The sequence below is a fragment of the Pseudovibrio sp. POLY-S9 genome (genome assembly GCF_001431305.1).
Lineage (GTDB): Bacteria > Pseudomonadota > Alphaproteobacteria > Rhizobiales > Stappiaceae > Pseudovibrio.
In genome coordinates this window covers 47,469-65,828 of the sequence record NZ_LCWX01000145.1, presented here as the reverse complement: position 1 = coordinate 65,828, position 18,360 = coordinate 47,469, and the positions used below count along the sequence as shown (strand labels likewise).

20 protein-coding genes, 1 other RNA gene and 1 riboswitch are annotated in these 18,360 nt (G+C 51.5%); of the genes, 12 read left to right on the top strand and 9 right to left on the bottom strand.

The window, feature by feature from the left end:
• The 3 genes from PPL9_RS12560 to PPL9_RS12545 form a co-directional block, all read right to left on the bottom strand.
• Nucleotides 1-631 (bottom strand): ABC transporter substrate-binding protein (locus PPL9_RS12560; protein ID WP_057463011.1); only part of this gene is annotated, 631 nt, incomplete at its 3' end.
• Nucleotides 632-643: 12 nt separating this feature from the next.
• Nucleotides 644-1,426 carry an ABC transporter ATP-binding protein gene (locus PPL9_RS12555; RefSeq protein WP_057463010.1) on the bottom strand — a complete coding sequence of 261 codons (783 nt, stop codon included), beginning with the start codon at nt 1,424-1,426 and terminating at the stop codon, nt 644-646.
• 343 nt (nt 1,427-1,769) lie between these two features.
• Nucleotides 1,770-1,980, bottom strand: a riboswitch (cobalamin riboswitch).
• A gap of 807 nt (nt 1,981-2,787) precedes the next feature.
• Nucleotides 2,788-3,414 carry an RNA ligase family protein gene (locus tag PPL9_RS12545; protein ID WP_057463008.1) on the bottom strand — a complete coding sequence of 209 codons (627 nt, stop codon included), beginning with the start codon at nt 3,412-3,414 and terminating at the stop codon, nt 2,788-2,790.
• An 822-nt stretch (nt 3,415-4,236) separates the two neighbouring features.
• On the opposite strand from PPL9_RS12545, the gene PPL9_RS12535 reads away from it, so the two are divergent.
• From PPL9_RS12535 to PPL9_RS31955, 3 genes are all read left to right on the top strand, one after another.
• On the top strand, nt 4,237-4,509 hold the full coding sequence (locus PPL9_RS12535) for a hypothetical protein (protein WP_057463006.1): 273 nt from the start codon (nt 4,237-4,239) through the stop codon (nt 4,507-4,509).
• A 655-nt stretch (nt 4,510-5,164) separates the two neighbouring features.
• Nucleotides 5,165-5,554, top strand: coding sequence for a hypothetical protein (locus PPL9_RS12530; protein WP_057463005.1), 390 nt, complete (start codon nt 5,165-5,167; stop codon nt 5,552-5,554).
• Complete coding sequence (locus PPL9_RS31955) at nt 5,548-6,051, top strand: hypothetical protein (RefSeq protein WP_152986683.1); 504 nt, start codon at nt 5,548-5,550, stop codon at nt 6,049-6,051. Before PPL9_RS12530 ends, PPL9_RS31955 begins: the two co-directional genes overlap by 7 nt.
• Nucleotides 6,052-6,129: 78 nt before the next feature.
• Here the strand turns inward: PPL9_RS31955 and PPL9_RS12525 are convergent, their stop codons facing one another.
• From PPL9_RS12525 to ffs, 5 genes are all read right to left on the bottom strand, one after another.
• On the bottom strand, nt 6,130-6,648 hold the full coding sequence (locus tag PPL9_RS12525; RefSeq protein WP_057463004.1) for a GNAT family N-acetyltransferase: 519 nt from the start codon (nt 6,646-6,648) through the stop codon (nt 6,130-6,132).
• Nucleotides 6,649-6,763: 115 nt separating this feature from the next.
• Nucleotides 6,764-7,375 carry a recombination mediator RecR gene (gene recR, locus PPL9_RS12520; RefSeq protein WP_057463003.1) on the bottom strand — a complete coding sequence of 204 codons (612 nt, stop codon included), beginning with the start codon at nt 7,373-7,375 and terminating at the stop codon, nt 6,764-6,766.
• Nucleotides 7,376-7,552: 177 nt separating this feature from the next.
• Nucleotides 7,553-7,879, bottom strand: coding sequence for a YbaB/EbfC family nucleoid-associated protein (locus tag PPL9_RS12515; RefSeq protein ID WP_057463002.1), 327 nt, complete (start codon nt 7,877-7,879; stop codon nt 7,553-7,555).
• An 80-nt stretch (nt 7,880-7,959) separates the two neighbouring features.
• Nucleotides 7,960-9,828 (bottom strand): DNA polymerase III subunit gamma/tau, encoded by a 1,869-nt coding sequence (locus tag PPL9_RS12510; protein ID WP_208989364.1) that lies wholly within the window; start codon nt 9,826-9,828, stop codon nt 7,960-7,962.
• Nucleotides 9,829-9,931: 103 nt separating this feature from the next.
• Nucleotides 9,932-10,030: signal recognition particle sRNA small type (gene ffs / locus PPL9_RS30980), an RNA gene on the bottom strand.
• A 192-nt stretch (nt 10,031-10,222) separates the two neighbouring features.
• Between ffs and nudC the strand changes: the two genes are divergently transcribed.
• From nudC to PPL9_RS12460, 9 genes are all read left to right on the top strand, one after another.
• On the top strand, nt 10,223-11,188 hold the full coding sequence (gene nudC / locus PPL9_RS12500; protein WP_057462999.1) for an NAD(+) diphosphatase: 966 nt from the start codon (nt 10,223-10,225) through the stop codon (nt 11,186-11,188).
• Between the two features lie 61 nt (nt 11,189-11,249).
• On the top strand, nt 11,250-11,864 hold the full coding sequence (locus PPL9_RS12495) for a histidine phosphatase family protein (RefSeq protein WP_057462998.1): 615 nt from the start codon (nt 11,250-11,252) through the stop codon (nt 11,862-11,864).
• A 144-nt stretch (nt 11,865-12,008) separates the two neighbouring features.
• Nucleotides 12,009-12,683, top strand: a complete 675-nt coding sequence (locus tag PPL9_RS12490) for a sulfate transporter family protein (protein WP_057462997.1) — start codon at nt 12,009-12,011, stop codon at nt 12,681-12,683.
• A gap of 46 nt (nt 12,684-12,729) precedes the next feature.
• Entirely contained in the window at nt 12,730-13,206 is a 477-nt protein-coding gene (locus PPL9_RS12485) for a GNAT family N-acetyltransferase (protein ID WP_057462996.1), read from the top strand.
• 262 nt (nt 13,207-13,468) lie between these two features.
• The gene (locus tag PPL9_RS12480; RefSeq protein WP_057462995.1) at nt 13,469-13,999 is read left to right on the top strand and encodes a dihydrofolate reductase family protein; all 531 of its coding nucleotides are present in this window, start codon (nt 13,469-13,471) and stop codon (nt 13,997-13,999) included.
• A 465-nt stretch (nt 14,000-14,464) separates the two neighbouring features.
• A complete protein-coding gene (gene sdhC / locus PPL9_RS12475; protein ID WP_057462994.1) occupies nt 14,465-14,863 on the top strand; it encodes a succinate dehydrogenase, cytochrome b556 subunit in 399 nt (132 codons plus the stop codon).
• Nucleotides 14,864-14,873: 10 nt separating this feature from the next.
• Nucleotides 14,874-15,257: a succinate dehydrogenase, hydrophobic membrane anchor protein gene (sdhD, locus tag PPL9_RS12470; protein ID WP_057462993.1), complete on the top strand. Its 384-nt coding sequence runs from the start codon at nt 14,874-14,876 to the stop codon at nt 15,255-15,257.
• A 5-nt stretch (nt 15,258-15,262) separates the two neighbouring features.
• Nucleotides 15,263-17,128: a succinate dehydrogenase flavoprotein subunit gene (gene sdhA / locus PPL9_RS12465; RefSeq protein ID WP_057462992.1), complete on the top strand. Its 1,866-nt coding sequence runs from the start codon at nt 15,263-15,265 to the stop codon at nt 17,126-17,128.
• A 25-nt stretch (nt 17,129-17,153) separates the two neighbouring features.
• Entirely contained in the window at nt 17,154-17,936 is a 783-nt protein-coding gene (locus PPL9_RS12460; protein WP_057462991.1) for a succinate dehydrogenase iron-sulfur subunit, read from the top strand.
• 80 nt (nt 17,937-18,016) lie between these two features.
• On the opposite strand, the gene PPL9_RS12455 is transcribed toward PPL9_RS12460, so the two are convergent.
• Nucleotides 18,017-18,360, bottom strand: a 344-nt coding sequence (locus PPL9_RS12455) for an outer membrane beta-barrel protein (protein WP_152986688.1), incomplete at its 5' end; no start/stop codon positions are given.

Genomic DNA, 18,360 nt, shown 5'->3' with positions numbered 1-18,360 from the left:
AGCGGCCCGCCGTAAACGGAGAATCCTCACCACTGTCAAACACAAACACGCGTAGCGGCGTGTCGCCAGCGCTCAGGCCAGCCTTGAACTGCGCAAGATCATCGCGGTAAGACTGAACCAGCCCTTCAGCACGCTCCTCAACATCAAAGATGCGGCCAAGGTTCAACAGATCATTGTACATATCATCCATGGAAACCTTAGGCTTCTCGCCAATATGGATGCAGCTCTCGGTCAGCTCGTACACCTTGATGCCGAATGGCTCCAGCGTCTCCGGTGTGAGCTCGCCACCAACCCTCATACCATAATTCCAACCTGCAAAAAAGAAATCCGCGTCAGCACCAATTAGGATTTCTTTGTTCGGATACTTTGGGGCAAGCTCCGGCAGCACAGCCACTTGATCCGTGAGCTCTTCATCCAGCGTCTTCCACCCAGAAATACCGGTGTAGCCCACCATGTTGTCCTGCAACTCCAGTGCCAGCATCATTTCTGTGAGGTTGGAGTCATGCGATACCGCCCGCTGCGGCACGCCATCAAATTCGACAGTGCGGTTACAGCTCTTGACGGAAACCTCTGCCAGCGCAGCAGAAGAGGAAAGCAGCGCCACAGTCAGCGCCAAACCAAGTTTTTTCATGAAAAAGAACCCTTACGAATGCAGATCAAATGTCAAAAGAGAGTGCTGTCGGTCCACCAGCTGATCGCGTGTTGTCCGCACCTGAAAAGCCTTGGAAACCAAAGCGGGAGAGAGGATCTGCTCCGGCGCCCCAAAGCCAAGCATCTGCCCGTGGTCCAGCAACAGGATCTGGTCACACACCTCAGCCGCCATGTTCAGGTCATGCAGACTGGTGATGATCGTCAGATCCAGCTCTTCAATGAGCTTCAGAATTTCCAGCTGATGGCGAATGTCGAGATGGTTGGTTGGCTCATCCAAAATGAGCAGCTCTGGCTCTTGCGCCAGTGCCCGCGCCACCATCACCCGTTGTCGTTCCCCGCCAGAAAGCGTGCCAAACAACCGTCCGGCCAGCCCGTCCAGCTGCAGAGCGCGGATAGCACGGTCCACCACCTGCCGGTCGCGCTCGCCAGATGCCGCCAGACCACTGCGATAAGGCGTGCGCCCCAGCTCCACGATCTCACGCACTTTCAGCGCAAAGTCCGTCGGCTGCTCTTGCAACACCGCCGCCACCCGCTGCGCCGTCACTTTGGCGGAGAGGGACCAGATGTCATCGCCGCCAACACATATCTGCCCGCTCATCGGCTTGTTGAACCGATAGAGCAGCCGCAACAACGTAGACTTGCCAGCCCCGTTCGCGCCAACCACGCCAAGCACTTGCCCCGCAGCCAACTCAAAACTCAACGGCTGCAACACCAACGAACTCTTCCGATCAGGCGCCCACGAAACATCGCACACAGAAACAAAAACCGCGCTCATGCCAAAGCACCCGTGCGCAGCTCAGCCCCAATCGGGCAGCCAACGGTGCCCAAATGATGAGAAACAAGATCAAGCATCGTACCAACCCACCCGAGTGAAACGCTACACATCATCAATGTAACGTTATAACGTTACATTTATTGTCGAATCCTGAGGCAAAAGTCAAGCACACACGCGCGTCGACCATCAGCGGTTCGCAAAACGATCCGGGATAAAGTTTAAGTCTTGAGGAAACAGGTAACATAACGCCCTCCGCGCAACGGCAGGGGCAAACAGAAACCGGATATGTGAGAGGCTTGCGCCAATGCAACCATTATGGCCTCCTCCGGGACGCCCCGCCCGGGTTGAAGTGAAACATAATGGCAGGTCTCCTGACTCGCGGGTCTGTGCTCAGCCAGCCTTCCCGGATCTCTCCAGTGGCATGCTTGGCGTCGCTCGCCGCTTACAGTTGCGGGGGCAGTCACGGAATTAGCGCCTGTTGGCTACACTTCACCGTGTTCCCTTTTAATCCCGAGGCCTTTCGCACCTCAGAAACCATAGGCCCGCATACTGAATTTTGCAGACCTCAATTGCAAGCGCTTTCGAGAATAGACCTGAGGTGCTGTTGATAGCAATTGCCAGCAACTCACTTGAAACACTCAAATACTTTCGCAAAACCATCCCAAGTTTTCCATGAGTTTCACTTGTGACAACGCCTTGCTAGGCTCTTGGCAATGACCAAACAGAGATTGCTTGAATTCACCAACTTTGACCATCCGGATAGCAATAAGTGAAAAGAGATGAAAACAGTCATTAAAAAGACTTCGATAATCTTGAGTGTCTTCGCTGTCTGTTTTGCAGTTTCGGGATGTTTATTGATTGGACCTCTCCTGCCGACACCTGGACATACGGAGATTGTGAAAATCGATTCATCAATGACGAACCAGGAGCTTTCTCGCAAGTTGCTTGCTATCTTTAGAAATCACGGTATAGCCCCCTGCACAATGTCAAGCCCCGCATACCATAGCAAAGTCCGTCACTCAGTTGATGAAAGGCCGCCGAATGGCTGTATTTGGGGAGGCTTTCGTCATCCAAGTCAGCCACAAGTAAATGCTGATGATGCAACTATAATCATCGGAAGTTTCCCAGAGTACAATAATAATGGGATAGGCCAATCAGCGAGATTTCGAAGACTCAGTAACAACGAGTTGGAGGTTACGGTAAAAGGACAAGGTGCGTACTATAGGAAGCTCCCAAACAAAAAAATCGCTCAAAAATTTGCCCGGATTATCAAAGAAAACCTGCAATAACAGCACACCCCACCGTCTTCCCGGACAAGCGCAGCGCAGATCCGAGATCCAGAGCCAAATGCTCAGGTGCTCCTAGCTCCTTCGCAACCCGTTCTTGGTAATCTCACCATGCATCCAGTGGGTGTCACTCTGTACGTGATCTGCGCGCACATACTTGGCCATATGTGTTGCCATGTCAGCCTCTTGGAAAGCCTCAGTGGTTCGCACGACAAAGCCCTCCTGTTTGCTCAGGTTGAGCCCGTTCAGCACTCCATCAACGCTTGCTTGAGTGAAAACGCCCCTGTGCAACACCGGAACAGGAGCAATGCCCAGCTCTGAGAAACGGTCCAGCGTCGCATCCCAACTCTGTGTGATGCCGCCAACAATCCATGCAAAACCTAGAAAGTAAGTGGGCAACCTGTCATAAGCGACGGAATGACGGGCAAACAGATACTCACCGATGATCCGCTCATCCTCAGCAAGACACGGCGAAACACCTGCCGCAAAAGCTTTCATCCAATCACGGGATGGATGATACCCACTGTCAGGGCTACGCGCATGGCATCCACTCTGCAGGATAGTCGTGTTCTCGCCGTCCATCTTCTCGGTAAAGACGACTTCTGCGGCGCTTTCCAGAACCGCCAAATCCCGCAGGATCTTGTCATCGCTCATAACACCGGGAGAGCTGGGTAAATGATAGGTGCGGCCATACTTCTTCATCGATCCCGCAGCTCCTTATCTCCAAAGCGAATAAGGGAACTCCGATTTTAATTCCTATGCTCATTGAGCCAGGACACCGCCCCTTCTTCTTATCGGGTGGTGATTACAAGCTTTAACGAGCAACCACAACCACCCACCGTCTTCCCGGACAAACGCAGTGCAGATCCGGGATCCAGAGCGATACGCTTAGGCATAAGCCACGACACAAACAAGTTGCTAACCCCTGCCATCCACGTCCCTGTTAAAACTACCAGTTTGACAGGGTAACTACCTCATCCCATCCTCATGCATGAAGCGCACAAGCCCTTTGTTATGGGCGGGAGGGTGGTGAATACAATACCTTCTTCGGAGGGGAATAAACTCGCCTGTCTGTTTGCAGGTTTCTAGCCTCCCGCCCGCCAAAGGGTTCTCACGCCACCCTCCGTCTTCCCGGACAAGCGCAGCGTAGATCCGGGATCCAGAGCGACATGCTCAGGCATAAGCCACGACACAAACGCCTCGCTAACCCCGTCATCCACATCCTTGTAAAAATTGTCAATTTGACAACTTGTGGTTTTCATTCCACATTCATACATGAGGCTTCGAAACCTCTCCAAACAGCGGTTACCGCTCCCGTCGACTAGCGGATTTTTTGTGCCTGCTTTATAGGTAGCGCGCAAACCTATTGCTATGAGCGGGAGGGCGGTGAATACAATACCTTCTTCGGAGGGGAATAAACTCGCCTGTCTGTTTGCAGGTTTCGAACCTCCCGCTCGCCAGCGGGCCGTCGAAAGCCTTGTTGTCGCGCGGTTGTTCAACACCCTACTTACAGAGGGATTGAGAATGATCGACTCCGCATGTGCCTGTGGCACCACAAATACTTTCCAAAATGAAATTGACGAAGTCATCGTCGCTGTCTCGGATTTGCAAAACCTCTCGTATATTCAGCATCTTGTGCTGACAGAGAGAATGCAGCACTCCAGTGAGCGCGATGCCCTGTTCACTCTGCATCACGCCTTCCGCGATCGCCTCGAAGCGCTCAAGAAAAGCTGCGGAATGTTAGAGCGAGTCGCTCATCCGCAGCCAATAAACACAAAAACTCCGCTTCCTGATTAAGCCGTGCAGCTCTTTGCTCGCTGGCACCCGCCCGAAAACCCCCATCGGTTTTCAATCAGGGAGATGCACAGGAGCAAAGAAAAAAGCCAGCCTCGTAAAAAAGGACTGGCTTAGAAAATGGCTTGATCGTGCAGCGCGCTCTACGTGATCGGTACCCCTGACCACGCAGAGCTCGTTCAACAGCACTGTGATGGGTAAATAGCACGAACCCGTGCCACTTGCCTCCGGTACCAATGGCGAAACGCAAATACACCCCGCATCCTCGCCAATTGGTGCCCTGCTGGTCTGCGGCAATACCACCCCGCTGCAGGCCAGCGCCCCCTTAAAAATACCAGTGCCAATAGTAGTGCGTCTACCCCATGAAAAATAAGGGGTGGCATTCCTTCTACCGCCCCACCTACTGGATCCCGCATCAAGTGCGGGACGACGGCGTTGAAGCAACCGCAACAACCTCACCAATACATTATAGTTACATCAGATAATCAAAACGCAGATCTCAACGTCTCTTTTGCTCGGACTGGGTACGTGGGCTCTATGAGGCACTCACAGAGGTAAGGCGTGATTTCGATAAACTGAGCTAAGTAGTAATGGCCAGTTAATTTACTTCCCCAATAACGTGTGATATCCGCCGGTATATTACCTATGGGGAAGTGTTATGAAAAAGCAATTGTTCGCTTTATGCGCTGCTTCTATGTTGATTGCTGGCTGTTCTAGCAGTGGAAGTAATAGTGTAGAAGTTCGCGCTCGAAAGGCTGCCAACCTTTCTATCTGGAAAACCCGTCAGGAGGTTCGCTTTGCAGGGAAGCCATTTGAGGTGGCTGTTGCAAAAGATAAAGCCTTTTCATTTGTTGCTCCCAAAGGCTCAGGATTTCCTTATTCGCCTGCTGAGGTTGAAGGCGTTGCACGCGCTGTAACTGGATGTAAAGCAGAATTTGGGGCAGGAATACTGGCTTTTGTTGGTGGCTTCTCCAAGAAGTCGGATCTGCGAGAGATTCAATCAAAATACTCAGGCTTTGATTATTGGCGTGTGGATCTCAAATGTTAAAAATATTGAAAGCAGTGGGCCTAACTGTTCCATTTATTATGATTGCAGGACTAGTTGGGTGTTCTAATCAATCTCGACCAGCCTTTGAAGATGTGGTGAACCGCGAGATAGTATTTCCTGAGTACCCGAGTAGTGGTTGGACTTATTTAAGTTTCTCTCAGGCTCATGGATATCAGGTCAACTATCTTGGCAAAAATGGTCGTGCTTGGTTATGGTATCCGGGGAACTCAGTGGTAGTCCCGGAGGAATGGAAGCGTGATACTGTTGCAGGACAAAAAGCTGTTTGTTGGCGGCATCCAGCGAAGAGCTATAACCCAGTAACGAAGCGATATGGTGGGTCTTTTGCATGCCAGTCGCTGGCATTGTCGCAACGAAGAATCATCGCAAGACTAAAGGGTGATCCTTTCGCGCTTTCTTCTGACAAAATTCCTTATCGGCTCTCGAAGTGTTCCGCACCTAAAGAGTTTGACTTCAATCGTGACCAGTTTCGATGCTGATTTGCGATTGAGCCCTGTGTTTCTGGCTGCAGGTTGGTTTAGGTAAGCGCAAATAATCCAGCACAACCTGTTGCCAACTCACCCCAAATCAAACCGCTTACAAATCCGGTCTACCGGTGTCCCGTCAGCCAGCGGAACTGCCTCCAGCACTTTGTAGTCTTTGAAGCCGCGGGAGGTGTAGTAGGCGAGGCCGCCGGTGTTGTCGGCGCGGATGGTGGCGTTGATGGTGGTGAGGCCTTTGCCTTCCAGATTGGCAAGTGTCGCTTTGAACAGCGCACTGCCGATGCCGCTCTTGTGCAGACCCGGCTTTACGAAGGTGCCGATATCAACCCAGTCAGCGGGGATATCTCCGTAATGGCTGGCGATTTGAAAGCCAAGCGGCTCGCCGCTCTCACGGTCAATCGCGCAAACAGTGCTCTCCAGAATTTTGGCTTCAAGAAACCACTCGATGAACTCACCTTTGTTCAATGGCTTCTCAAGCGCAGTTGTTCCCCCGGTCTCAATAATCCGGTTGAGCAGAGCGAGCAGTTCGTCCACATCATTGCGCTGGGTTTTGCGGATGAAAAACTGGGTTGGTTTGGCGGAAGACGTGTCCATTTTTAAAAATCCTGTTCAACGCAATAAATACGCAAATCTTTCAAATCAACGCACATAGCAACGCAAACGACTTATGCGACGGAAATACCCGCACAAGCACAGAGCAAGAAACCTGCTAAAACTTTGTTCTTGCTCGCAAAGCCTGCGCCAGCGTGCCCTCGTCTAGGTAGTCTAATTCCCCACCAACCGGCACGCCATGGGCAAGACGAGTCACTTTCACATTCTCAAATCGCGCAAGCTGGTCCGTAATGAAATGCGCAGTGGTCTGCCCTTCAACGGTCGCATTAACAGCGAGGATAACTTCGCTCACCACACCGCCTTCAATCCGCTCAACCAGCTTGGAAATGTTGAGGTCATCCGGCCCAATCCCGTCCAGCGGAGACAGGGTGCCGCCGAGGACATGATAATGCGCGCTCACAGCGGATGCCCGCTCCAGCGCCCAAAGGTCAGAGACGTCCTCAACCACCACAATGGTTGCTCCATCCCGGCGTGGATCAGAACAAATTGTGCAAGGATCACTGGTGTCGACGGTGCCACACTCAGAGCAGATGCCGACCTGATCAACCGCCACGCCCATGGCTTCGGCCAGAGGGATAAGCAGTTGATCTTTCTTCTGAACCAGATGCAAAGCAGCACGTCTGGCCGAGCGCGGGCCAAGGCCGGGCAGCTTGGACAGCAGCTGTATCAGGCGTTCAATTTCGGGACCAGCAACCCTGCGTGTACTCATCTAAAATCTATGCTCTCTGCGAGAAAGAAAAGGCACCCGCAAAGCAGTTTTGCGAGACAATGCCAGATAAACTATGCCCGCCTGAAGAGGCGGGCAAGAGGGAATAAATCCGTTTCAGGTCTATCGCCAAATCTGCGCAGGGCCGCGGTGATTTGGCAACAGATAGCCTTGAAGATATTAAGAGCCGAACGGGAGTTTCATGCCAGCTGGCAGACCCATGCCGGACATCATGTCCTGCGTACGCTCCTGCACCAAAGCTTCGCCTTTTCCCTTAGCATCGTTATGCGCAGCGAGGATAAGATCTTCCAGGATCTCAACTTCATCCGCATTGATGAGAGAAGGATCAATCTTCAAACCAGTCATTTCACCTTTGCCATTCAGCGTAACGGTGACCATGCCTGCGCCTGAGGTTCCCTCAACGGAAAGGTCGTTTACAGTCTCCTGAAGCTCGCCCATTTTTTCCTGCATCTGCTTGGCTTGCTTCATCATTTTAAGAAAGTCCATCGACTCGCTCCTTAAACGTCTCTTGAGCACACATCAGCGCTCTATCAATTCGGTTCATAAGGTTTCATAGCACAGAAACCTTAGAAATCTTGGGTGAAATCCATAGAGTCCATGTCTTCTATGTCGACAGACTCGGACGCCGCTTCAAGGGGGAGATCTTCCTCCTGCTTCAAAATGCGCACGTCAACAACCTTAGCTCCGGGAAAGGCAGAAATAAGTTTCACCACTTCCGGATCAGAATGTGCATCCGAAACCAACTGTCTTTGGTTAGCTTCTTTTTCCTCATGCAAAGTCGGCCGGCCCTGGTCACGACTAACCGCAACAATCCAGCGACGACCCGTCCATTCTGTCAGTTTTCGGCCCAGTTCTCCAGCTGCATCAGCTGTCGCAATCTCAGTCGGCTGCACTTCAATACGGCCCGGCTGGAAGTTGACAAGACGCAGCGCGCGCTCAACCGAAACCTTGACTGGAATGTCCTTCATGCGGGCCGCAAGTTGAGCAACCTCAGCCCAGGAGCGGATCGCAATCTTCTCTTTAAGTTCCTCAGCCTGCCGCATCTGAGGGGCTGATTGCGATGCAGCGCCAATAGCTTGCGTCATCGGCTGGCCGCCAGCCACAGCACGTAACTGAGGGGCTGAGCCGCCACCGGATGGAACAGCGCTTGCGCTTGATCCGCCACCGCCCTGTGGCGCGTTGCCCGCAGGCGCATTACCGCCAGCAGGGGAGAACTTGCCAGCCTTCAGCAGCTTCAGCGCCTCTTCCGGATCAGGAAGATCAGAGGCGTAGCACAAGCGCACCAGAACCATGTCAGCCGCAGCCAACGGCTTAGGCGCATTCTGTACTTCGTTAATTCCCTTCAGCAATATCTGCCATGTCCGGGAAAGAACGCGCATGGATAGCTTTTCAGCAAAGTCCCGCCCACGCTGCCGCTCACTCTCAGTGACAGAGTTCTCTTCACCCGCCTTCGGCACCGCTTTCAGGCGAGTCACCAAATGGGTAAAGTCTGCAAGGTCAGAGAGGACAACTGCCGGATCGGCGCCCACATCGTACTGGGCTTTGAGCTCATCAAGAGCGCTGGCAATGTCGCCGCGCATCACGTGCTCAAATAAATCTATCACCCGGCTGCGGTCAGCAAGGCCCAGCATCTGGCGCACTTCATTCGGCTCAATGCGGCCTGCACCATGCGCAATGGCTTGATCCAAAAGGGATAAACTGTCTCGGGCAGAACCTTCACCAGCGCGAGCAATCAGAGCCAGCGCCTCATCAGAAATTTCTATGCCCTCTTTACCGGAGATCTCGCGCAGCAGAGAAACGAGCGTAGAACTTTCAATCCGGCGCAAGTCAAACCGCTGACAACGGGAGAGGACAGTTACAGGAACCTTGCGGATTTCTGTGGTCGCAAAAATGAATTTCACATGCTCCGGCGGCTCTTCCAGCGTCTTCAACAGCCCGTTGAACGCCGACTTGGAGAGCATATGCACCTCATCGATGATGTACACTTTGTAGCGCGCACTCGCCGGACGGTACCGCGCTGCTTCGGTAATCTCGCGAATGTCGTCAATGCCAGTATGAGACGCTGCGTCCATCTCGATCACATCGACATGACGACCTTCCATGATCGCCTGACAGTGAACGCCGGGTTTATCTAAGTGTATGGTAGGCTTATCAATTTCACCTGCGATCTCGTAGTTCAGGCCACGGGCAAGAATACGCGCTGTGGTCGTTTTACCGACACCGCGAACCCCGGTCAGCATCCAGGCTTGAGCGATACGTCCAGTCTCAAATGCATTCTGCAGAGTCTGAACCATCGGCTCCTGACCATAAAGATCATCGAACGAACTAGGTCGGTATTTACGGGCGAGAACGCGATATGCACCATCGCTGCTGGAAGAATTATCTTCCGCGCCTGTTGTTGTCTGGTGCTCGTCTTGAAGGTCTATTCCGTCCATATCGCCCAAATCCTCAGCCACTTCAAAGGCAAGGTAAAACTTACTCCCGGCCATTCAAGACGAAGACCGGCCGCTTGTCGAGTATGGGCGCGGGGAAAATTAGGTGGGAGGCTGGCACGATGACCCGTGCCATGGACTCGTTAGGGCTGCTTCCTTCCGGATCTGACCCGGTTGGCGAGTGGCTCGTCCACCACCAACCTCCCGATCGTGTATATGGTCGCTTTACCTGTATTTTGCAAGCCTTCATTGATGTTTACCGCTTGCTACTGTGGACGAGACTGTGAATCTTCAGAGAGTTCTGCCAAATCCGAATTCAGAAAATGTCGCCACAACATTGCATTTCAGTGCTATCTCGGGTTCACTTTACATAAGTTTATAATTTAAGGAATTCGAAATGCTGGCCGAAACAGCCGAGGTGTATGATGCCTCTGCAGCTCTTTGTTATTCTGCCAACTCGCTTAATCGCTGTGGTGAAAAACGTAAAGATACTGAATGGGTTAACTCGCTAAAGACGAGCCTGGATGCCCGCTTTTTAATTCAGGCAAACGACGCTTTCATCTTCAATAAAGAGGTCATGACTGAGCCTTTCATCCATCCCGTTGAGATGCTCAAAACTCTGAATGTCACTGATCCGACAACCATCTTTCTTGGCATTGACGAAACTGACGGAGACCGCCCATACTTTGGCGTGCGTTACACAGTGGATGCTGAAACGCTTGATGAGGAACTGGAAAAACTCGGAGCATTCGCGGCATACGGACTGCGCGGAATAGCGATGAAACGAGCAACCAGTCAGGAAGTGCTTGGAATGATGGCGCAGGCTGCTTCTGTAGGCCGCTGGCATTCCTCCCATAAGATGTGTTCTCAGTGTGGACAGCCAACGGAACTCGCCGAATCTGGCTATCGACGGGATTGCCCGTCTTGCTCAGCGCAGCATTTCCCAAGAACGGACCCCGCGGTGATAATGTTGATCACCCACGGGGACAAATGCCTGATGGGGCGTCCTTACCATCTGATGGAAAATGTCTACACAACACTCGCTGGGTTTGTTGAGCCGGGCGAAACCTTTGAAGACGCCGTCCGCCGAGAAGTTTTTGAAGAAGCAGGCGTTAAAGTCGGCAAAGTGGAATACGTCGCCAGCCAGCCTTGGCCATTCCCATCAAACATTATGATCGGGTTCCACGGTGAAGCGCTGACGACTGACTTGAATATCGACTATGAAGAAATGGAGGATTGTCAGTGGTTTTCTAAAGAGGAGACACTGAAGATGTTCCAAGGCGAAGCAGAGTCGGGATTAATTTGTCCCCCTGACATCTCTATCGCGCATCATTTGATCAAGAAATATATCGAGGAAAAATGACCCATGGACGAGTAGAGCCAGTGGTTATTTAACAGGTGCCTGATGGCACCGGGGAGGTGCCATGACTTACTGTATATATTTGACCCACCCAAATGTTGACATCGACCCGGCAACCCCAGTTCCGCACTGGGATTTGTCGGATAAAGGTCGCGAGCGTTTAGAACAAGGTCTACGCCAGCCGTGGCTTCTGGAAATTGATCACGTCATTTCCAGTCGCGAAAAAAAGGCCATCGAAACTGGTCAGATTATCGCGAGCCACCTGGGTATGGAGCTGATCACATCCGCAGGCCTTCACGAAAATGATCGCAGCTCAACCGGTTTTCTTGAGCCAGATGAGTTTGAGCTTGTCGCTGATGAGTTCTTCAGTCGCCCCGCAGTGAGCGTTCGTGGCTGGGAACGGGCGCTGGATGCGCAAAGTCGTGTCGTCACTGCAATTAAACAGGCGCTCACCGCGATTCCAAGTGGCGAACCTGTTCTATTTTCTGGCCATGGAGGCGTGGGAACGCTGCTCAAATGCCACCTCGCCAACAATGCAATCGACCGCGCCTTCGATCAGCCTCCAAATGTTGGAGGTGGTTGCTGGTTCCGGTTTGATCCAGTCGATCTTGAGAAGTGTTCCGCTAGTCTCGAGAGCCTGAAGTGGCAGCTGATCGATGAGATGGAGCTCGCGCAGTAAACTTGGGAACGTTCCGGCGCAAAGAACTGAAGCAGCCTGTTGATCCTGATGGGTGGCAAGCTGCTTTACAAGCGTCAGCTCTTGTTGCGGCTCGGGGAAATGCTTATCTAAGTGCCATCTGTTTTCATAAATTTGGCACAAGAGATGTTATCGGCAGCAATAAAATCATTTTCGCAGGTTTTTGAACCGCATTTCAGAAGCATCTTTTTCAAAGCCTTAGGGCTAACATTGCTTCTTCTTCTTGTCGTCTGGATCGCTATTCAAGGCGTAGTCGGGTATTTCATAGACTTACCACAAGACTGGCAGGACACGACGGTCAGTATCGTAACAGGCATCGGCGCATTAATCGGTCTCGGCTATATCCTGGCTCCGGTTTCAGCGATGGTCGTCGCCTTCTATCAAGATCAGATTTCCGAACTTGTTGAAGAGCACTCTTATCCCAATGAAAGGCGAGGCAAAGCGCTGCCGCTTGGCGAGTCTATTGTAACGGCTCTCCGTTTTGTCGGCGTTATCATTGTCGCCAACATTTTCGCTCTGATGCTGTTCTTCATTCCCGGTATCGGCCAAATCGCATTTTTGCTCGTGAATGGCTATCTGTTGGGCCGTGAATATTTTGAGTTTGTGGCAATGCGCTTTATGTCGCCGCAAGAAGCAAAAGCTTTTCGTAAATCGCAAGGCGGAACCGTATTTGCAGCCGGACTGATCGTTGCGTTTGTTCTAGCAATTCCAATCGTGAACCTGATCACTCCACTCTTTGCGACGATCTTTATGGTGCACGTTTTCAAGACATTGCGAACAAAACGCAATCTATCCGTCTAGACTCAATAATAACTACAATTTTAAGAAATAACAGGAAGTAGCTGCGTTGCCTATTCGAAGCTTTATTGCTGACGATCTAACCTGGACGCACGCTCTGAACGAAGAGCATGCTGTCGAATTGTCCTCTATGACACGTGATGGCTTTGCAGAGCTGATCAAGAAAGCAACCTATGTAAGGATTGCTGACAAGGAAGCTGGTCTTCTCATCACATACGATCAGGGCGGCGAGTATTCTTCAGTTAATTTCAAATGGTTCTGCGCAGGCTATGACAACTTTCTCTATGTCGATCGGATTGTAATTTCTAAAGCTGCACGAGGACAAGGCATTGCAGGCAAACTCTACGATGACCTGTTCAACTTCGCGAAGGCAAAGGGATACGAGCGCATTGTATGTGAAGTAAACTCAGATCCTCCCAACCCGGCATCAGACGCATTCCATGCTTCACTAGGCTTTCAAATCGTCGGGGAAGCTAAGCTGGAAGGAAAAGGAAAGACCGTCAGATGCATGGAAAAAGCGCTCTGAAGAGTGTTGTTCTATGAGATTTAAGGGAGCGAAGCTTGGCTGTCCTTTGTTACTCAAACATCACATCAACTCTCTTTTCCCCCCATTTGACTGCTCTTCGTTTCGTGCAGGTTGATCCGGAGAGAAATCTGTTTCAGCATGTAATCCGGCAATGAGGAGGACTCTGTCGGTGAACAACTAAGGCAACTCAATTCTGTTGAACAGCACTCCCACAATCAACGTGGGTGGTGTTTGATGCCTGTCTGTTTTTGATGGAGTCTTTATGAGACGCGTTATCTATGACGTCGCCGTTAGTCGCGACGGTTTTATTGCTGGCCCGAATGGCGATGTTTCAATCTTCCCCCATACTGGTGATCATGTAGACGCTTACAAAGAGCGATTAGCGACCTATGATACTGTGATCATGGGACGCCATACCTATGAGTTTGCCTACCAGTATGGTCTTCCCGCAGGCGCTAAAGCTTACCCGCATATGCGGCATCTGATTTTCTCAGAAGGAATTCAGCTGCCTGAAGACACTCAGGTTGAGGCAGTGCGAGCAGACTTCACCACGCACATCTCTGCGCTGAAGAATGAGCAGGGTGGCGATATCTACCTGTGCGGAGGAGGGATGTTTGCAGGTTTGCTGGCTGCGTCTAAACTAATCAATGTCCTACGCCTGAAAGTTGCACCTGTCATATGCGGGGTGGGGACACCGTTATTTGCGAATGTCTCTGAGCTGATCGATCTCAAATGCACCTCTTCAACGCTGTATGATAGCGGCGTTGAGTATTGTGAGTTTGATCTGCAGTAGCTTATTACCAACACGGGGCAGGCCATACCTGCTCCGTCTCTTTTTACCAGTGAATAGAGCACGGGATAGGTGCCTAAACTGGAAATCAAGATCGGCTGCTCTAAATTTGAAGTAGAGGGTCGCGTCAGCTCGCTCACATTAAATAAAGTTTACGTAAACGTAATTTGACTTTAAGTGATTTTCTGAAAAATTTCGCACAATTTCAGTAAATTAAAATATGACTACAAAACTCAAGATAATAAGCTACCAGATTCTTGTTACTTGATCGGGTAGAAACCAACAAAATTTACACCGCAAAATCTAATCATTTCGGCCAATTTTAAGGGCAAACCTAGTAGAAAAAGCATTTAGTCGCATAGGATGCTTTGACGCACCCCGAAACTGAAGGTATTAGAACCTCATACAACGCCTTGTTTTGTTACGTTTACGTAAGCGTAACTGTAACCAGGGACGGGAGAGAGATTTATGGCGAACGCTGACCTCAAGGCCAACCGGCCATTATCGCCCCATCTTCAGATCTATAAGCCGATCGTGACGATGGTGATGTCCATTCTACATCGCATCACCGGGGCGGCGCTTTATTTTGGAACGATTTTGATGGCGTTCTGGCTCATCTGCGCAGCAGCAGGTCCTGAGTCCTATCAATTCGCAATGGACGTTTTCGGTTCCTTCCTGGGCCGTCTGGTCCTCTTCGGCTTCACATGGGCACTTGTGCACCACATGATTGGCGGTTTGCGTCACTTCATCTGGGACATGGGGCATGGCTTTGAATTGTCTGCAGCGAACTGGATGGCTCGCGCGACAATCGTAGGCTCTGTTGCTCTTACCGTGATCCTCTGGATCATCGGTTTCATCGTCGCTTAAGGAGAGATCAATGACCGATATGCGCACTCCGCTCGGGAAAGTTCGCGGCCTTGGCTCAGCTAAGGACGGCACGTCGCATTTCTGGCTCCAGCGTTTGACCGCTGTAGCAAATGTGTTCCTTATTTCCTTCTTTGTTATCCTCGTTATCGCGCTGCAAGGCGCTGATTATGCGAGTTTCACTGAAGCACTTCAAAACCCGATCATCTCCACCTTGCTGCTTTTGGTGATCTTGGTCGGCTGCCTGCACATGAAGCTGGGCATGCAAGTCATCATCGAAGATTACTTCCATTCAGAAGGGCTAAAGCTTCTTCTTCTTATGGGAAACATTTTCTTCGCTTCTTTTATCGCACTCGCTTCCGTGGTTGCAGTGCTTAAAATCAGCTTCGGAGGCTGATCTAGATGGTTGAACAGACCGGTGTATCGACAGCGCCAAGCCAGAGCGGCAAGGCCTATGAGTTTGTAGACCACAAGTTTGACGTTGTGGTTGTAGGTGCTGGTGGTGCTGGCCTTCGGGCAACGCTCGGTATGGCTGAGCAGGGATTGAAAACAGCTTGTATCTCCAAGGTGTTTCCAACTCGCTCCCACACTGTGGCAGCGCAGGGTGGTATTGCAGCAAGCTTGAAGAACATGACGCCAGATTGCTGGCAGTGGCACATGTATGACACTGTTAAGGGCTCTGATTGGCTTGGTGACACGGATGCGATGGAATACCTCGTTCGTGAAGCGCCAAAGGCGGTCTATGAGCTTGAGCATTACGGCGTGCCATTCTCACGTACGGAAGAAGGTAAAATCTACCAGCGTCCGTTCGGTGGCCATATGCAAAATTATGGTGAAGGGCCTCCAGTACAGCGCACCTGTGCAGCAGCTGACCGTACCGGTCACGCCATTTTGCACACGCTCTACGGTCAAGCTCTGCGTCACAACGCTGATTTCTTCATCGAGTATTTCGCGCTTGATCTCATTATGTCTGAAGATGGCAAATGTGAAGGCGTTATCGCATGGAACCTTGATGACGGTACAATCCACCGCTTCTCTGCGAAGATGGTTGTGCTGGCAACCGGCGGTTATGGTCGTGCCTTCTTCTCTGCAACATCTGCCCACACCTGTACAGGTGACGGCGGCGGTATGGTCGCCCGTGCAGGTTTGCCATTGCAGGATATGGAATTCGTACAGTTCCACCCAACTGGCATCTACGGTTCCGGCTGTCTGATTACAGAAGGTGCTCGTGGTGAAGGTGGTTACCTGGTAAACTCCGAAGGCGAGCGCTTTATGGAGCGTTACGCTCCTTCTGCCAAAGACCTTGCTTCTCGTGATGTTGTTTCCCGTTGTATGACGATGGAAATCCGCGAAGGCCGTGGTGTTGGCAAAAATAAAGACCACATCTTCCTGCATCTGGATCACCTTGATCCTGATCTGTTGGCTGAGCGCCTTCCAGGCATCTCTGAAAGCGCACGCATTTTTGCTGGTGTTGATTTGACTAAGGATCCAATTCCGGTCCTTCCGACTGTGCACTACAACATGGGCGGCATTCCAACCAACTATTGGGGCGAAGTGCTGAACCCAACCAAAGAAGATCCAAACGCACTCGCGCCGGGTCTGATGGCCGTTGGTGAAGCGGGATGTGCATCCGTTCACGGTGCAAACCGTCTCGGATCCAACTCTCTGATCGATCTTGTTGTGTTTGGTCGTGCCGCTGCTATTCGCGCTGGTGAAGTTGTTGACCGTGAAGCTCCAATTCCAGAGCCTAACGAAGCTTCCAGTCAGAAAATTATGGCTCGTTTCGACAAACTGCGCTTTGCTAAGGGCTCTACCCCAACTGCTGAGTTGCGCTCCAAGATGCAAAAGACCATGCAGGAAGACGCTGCTGTGTTCCGTACACAGGAGAGCTTAGAGCAGGGTTGTAAGCGCATCTCCGCAATCTGGGGTGAAATGCAAGACATTCACGTGTCAGACAGCTCTATGGTTTGGAACTCTGATCTCGTTGAGACTCTTGAGCTTGAAAACCTCATGGCAAATGCAATCACAACTGTTTACGGCGCTGAAGCGCGTAAAGAGAGCCGTGGTGCGCATGCTCGTGAAGATTACAAAGATGGTCCTTTCGATGGTCGTAATGATGAAGAGTGGCGTAAGCACACCATCTCTCACCTCTCTGAGGATGGCAAGGTGACCTTGAGCTACCGTCCGGTTGTTCTTGAGCCGTTGACCACCTTTGAACAAGGCGGCATCGACATGAAGAAGATCGCACCGAAAGCCCGTGTCTACTAAGGCGCCGAAACCTGGAGTAACTGTTATGGCTGAATTCAAACTGCCACAAAACTCCCGGATGGGAGAGGGCAAGGTCTGGCCAAAGCCGGAAGGCGCCACTAACACCCGTGAGTACCGCATCTACCGCTGGTCTCCGGATGATGGACGCAATCCACGCATCGACACCTACTACGTTGATGCTGATGATTGTGGCCCAATGGTGCTGGACGCGCTCATCTACATCAAGGATAAGGTCGATCCAACATTGACCTTCCGCCGGTCTTGTCGTGAAGGGATCTGCGGATCCTGTGCGATGAACATCGACGGAACCAACACACTGGCATGCACAAAGGGTGCTGACGAATGCTCTCACGAGATCGTCAAAATCTACCCTCTGCCGCACATGCCTGTTGTGAAGGACCTTGTGCCGGATCTGACACGTTTTTACGCGCAGCATCGCTCTATCGAGCCATGGTTGAAAACCACGACACCTGAGCCTGAAAAAGAATGGCTGCAGTCCTACGAAGACCGCCAGAAACTGGATGGTCTTTATGAGTGCATTCTGTGTGCTTGCTGCTCCACCTCTTGCCCAAGCTACTGGTGGAATGGTGATCGCTACCTCGGCCCTGCAGTCCTTCTGCAGGCTTACCGTTGGTTGATCGACAGCCGTGATGAGGCAACTGGTGAGCGTCTGGACAATCTTGAAGATCCGTTCCGTCTGTACCGCTGCCACACCATCATGAACTGCTCTCAGGCATGTCCAAAGGGTCTGAACCCTGCAAAGGCAATTGCTGAGATCAAGAAGATGATGGTCGAGCGCCGCGTATAATCAGCGTGTAAGCACGTTGTAAAATCAAGAAAAGCCGCCTCACTGAAATGAGGCGGCTTTTTTCATTTGAGGCTAATAGCCTAAAACTTATAGGAAACACCGATCCGGATAGCGTCGCTGTCAATGTCTTCCTTGAAGCGCGTTCCACCAACGGTAAAGCTACGACCGGGAAAGACAATGCGCTCATAGTCCAGGCGTACAATCACCCGCTCGGTGACGAACATCTCAAGGCCAGCACCGCCAACCCAGCCAAGCATCGTGTTGCTGTCAGAGCCAGGACCGAAATTCGGGTTAGAAGCACGGAAGGTGGAAACAGCTGCGCCACCAGTCACATACGCCATGAACCAATCGTAGGTAAGGCCAGCCCGGATCTTTGCGGCAGCGAAGTAATCAGAGCGCAAAGACATTTCACCGCGAGAACGCT